The following is a 2575-nucleotide window of genomic DNA, read 5'->3' as shown; positions in this document are numbered from 1 at the left end:
ATCTCCTGGGGATACCGATCGTTCACTACCTTAGCTACAAGAGCAATGATCCCTTTGGTTATCATGGCATCACTATCGAGATCAAAGATCAATTTGCCATTTTTATTGTAGCTTCTAACCCAAACTTTGGATTGGCATCCGCTGATCGAATTGTCTTCAGTCTTAAACTCTTCATCCATCGGTTTGAGCTTTTTGCCGAAAGAGATAAGGAGAGTATATTTGTCAAACCATTCAAGGCCGTCAAATTCTTCTATGATCTCATCCTGAATAGCGTCGTTCACTTGTACATCATCTCTACTTTCTTTATTCCTTCAATCAGCATGTCAACATCTTCTTTCGTATTGTACAATGCAAAACTTGCTCTCACTGTGCCTTCGATCCCGAGTGATCTCATCAATGGTTGGGCGCAATGATGTCCGGTCCTGACAGCAACCCCCATCTTGTCTAATATCAATCCTGTATCGTAATGGTGGATCTTATCCAGATTAAATGAGACAGCTCCGCACATCTCATTAGTATTTCCATAAACAGTCACATTATCCATTTCCAGCAGTTTTTCCCTTGAGTAGGAATAGATATCATGCTCATGCTTTTTTATTTTATCCATGCCTATTTTTTGCATGTGATCGATCGCTGCACTGATGCTTATCGCTCCTGCAATGTCTGGCGTGCCTGCTTCAAATCTTAAAGGAGGATCCAAATAAGTTGTTTTATCAAGACTTACCTTATCGATCATGCCCCCTCCGCCTATTGCAGGCGTAATATCACTGAAGCGATCGCTTGTATAAAGCACTCCAACTCCGGTCGATGCATACATCTTATGGCCTGAGAAAGCTAAAAAATCGCAACCTATGTCCTTTACATCAAGAGGCAAATGCTGTATCGACTGGGCTGCATCCACCAGGACCGGGATGTCGTGATCCTTTGCAATTTCAGTGATTTCTTTGATCTCATTCACACAACCAAGGACATTTGAGACATGAGCTATGGCTATCAATTTTGTCCTATTCGTGATCTCTATTGAGTCTATCAGCATATTGCAATCCTCATCCATGGGAATTGCCTTTACTTTTGCTCCTGCAAGTTGCCACGGCACGATATTTGAGTGGTGTTCCACACCGGTCACCAAGACTTCGTTTCCCCTTAAGGAAGGTCCGAGCGAGCGTGCGACCTGATTAATGGAACCGGTCGTTCCGGAAGTAAATGTCACTTCACTCGGGTTACGAGCACCTATGAATTCACTGACTTTTTTTCGTGCTTCCTCATACCTTTCACTCGATACCTCGCTCAGGTAATGCACGCCCCTGTGGATATTACTGTTATCTGTCCTATAGTAATCAGATATCGTATCGATCACAGAGTTAGGTTTTTGGGTCGTTGCCGCATTATCCAGATAAACCAGTCTTTTCCCGTACACCTTTTGTGCAAGTATGGGGAAATCTTTTGCAAGATCTTTCATCTTTTCACCATCTCAACAAGAGAGAACCATTTTTTATCATCGTTAAATATGTTTTCTACGGAAAGTCCTGCGGCTCCTGCCATTTTTTTGATGCCATCAACAGTATATTTATGGGAGTTCTCTGTGTGTATCGTCTCGCCCTTTTTGAAGATAATTTTCTCATCCAGTATGGTGCTTGTTACTTCCAGATCCTTTTTTGCTTTCAGGTGCATCTCGATCCGGGAATCTTTCCTATTGAAGAATGCAACGTGCTCAAATTCCTCCGGGTCGAAATTTGTCTTAAGATGATCATTTGCGACCTTCAAGATGTTCTTATTGAATTCTGCAGTGATCCCCTGGCTGTCATTGTAGGCTTTCTCGATGACACCAATGTCTTTTACCATGTCCATTCCAAGGATGAGCCTGTCGTTCTTGTTCATGACCTTTCCAAGATCTTTCATGAATTCAATTGATCTTGCTTCAGTGAGATTGCCTATTGTGCTTCCGAAGAAACAGAAGAGCCTTTTCCTTTTTCCCGGCATCTTTTCAATATGCTCAAGGAAGTCAGCGGTGATCCCATGGACCTTCATTTCGGGATATCTATTCTGAAGATTACAAGCAGATCTCTCTATGGAATCTCTGCAGACGTCAACCGGATAATACACTATTGTCTGACGGACCTCTTTTGGCACTTCATCAAGGAATACTGAGATCTTTGAACAGTCCCCGCTTCCAAGCTCTACAAGATCATTGTCTTCGATCTGTTGTTTCAACTTTAGGGCAGTTGTTCTAAGTAATGGGATCTCGATCTTTGGAGGATAATATTCTTCTAACCTGGTTATCTCCTCGAACAATTCAGATCCATGACTGTCGTAGAAGTACATGCAGGGGAGGGTTTTAGGATCTGATCTCAGGCATGCCAGCAGTTCTTCCCGAATTGAACTTTCTCCGATATCGGGCATGAAATCTTCTATGATCATTGTTCAGGCACGCCCTTTTCAGAAGGAAGCTTGTTATTGCTCCATTCAAGCCATCCCCCATCATAGACTGCTGCGTTGTCCCAGCCCATGAGCCAGGCGTTGAAGAAGGCCTCACTGCCCCTCCAGCCTGTTCCGCAGTAGAAGGCGTTGCGCTTTT

At 43.3% G+C, this 2575-nt stretch carries 4 protein-coding genes; all 4 read right to left on the bottom strand.

Annotation, left to right across the window (positions count from 1 at the left end; genetic code table 11):
* Nucleotides 1–281: SufE family protein (locus QAS77_RS11475; RefSeq protein WP_305065690.1), on the bottom strand; the 281-nt coding region annotated here is incomplete at its 3' end.
* Nucleotides 278–1459: an aminotransferase class V-fold PLP-dependent enzyme gene (locus QAS77_RS11470; protein ID WP_305065688.1), complete on the bottom strand. Its 1182-nt coding sequence runs from the start codon at nucleotides 1457–1459 to the stop codon at nucleotides 278–280. The genes QAS77_RS11475 and QAS77_RS11470, both read right to left, overlap by 4 nt.
* Entirely contained in the window at nucleotides 1456–2418 is a 963-nt protein-coding gene (gene egtD / locus QAS77_RS11465) for an L-histidine N(alpha)-methyltransferase (protein WP_305065686.1), read from the bottom strand. Before egtD ends, QAS77_RS11470 begins: the two co-directional genes overlap by 4 nt.
* On the bottom strand, nucleotides 2415–2575 hold a 161-nt coding region (locus QAS77_RS11460; RefSeq protein WP_305065691.1), incomplete at its 5' end, for a rhodanese-like domain-containing protein. The genes egtD and QAS77_RS11460, both read right to left, overlap by 4 nt.

Origin of the sequence: Methanococcoides sp. (assembly GCF_030594565.1) — an archaeon.
Taxonomy (GTDB): domain Archaea; phylum Halobacteriota; class Methanosarcinia; order Methanosarcinales; family Methanosarcinaceae; genus Methanococcoides; species Methanococcoides seepicolus.
The sequence above is the reverse complement of the archived record's forward strand: the minus strand, read 5'-3'. Positions and strand labels throughout refer to the sequence as shown.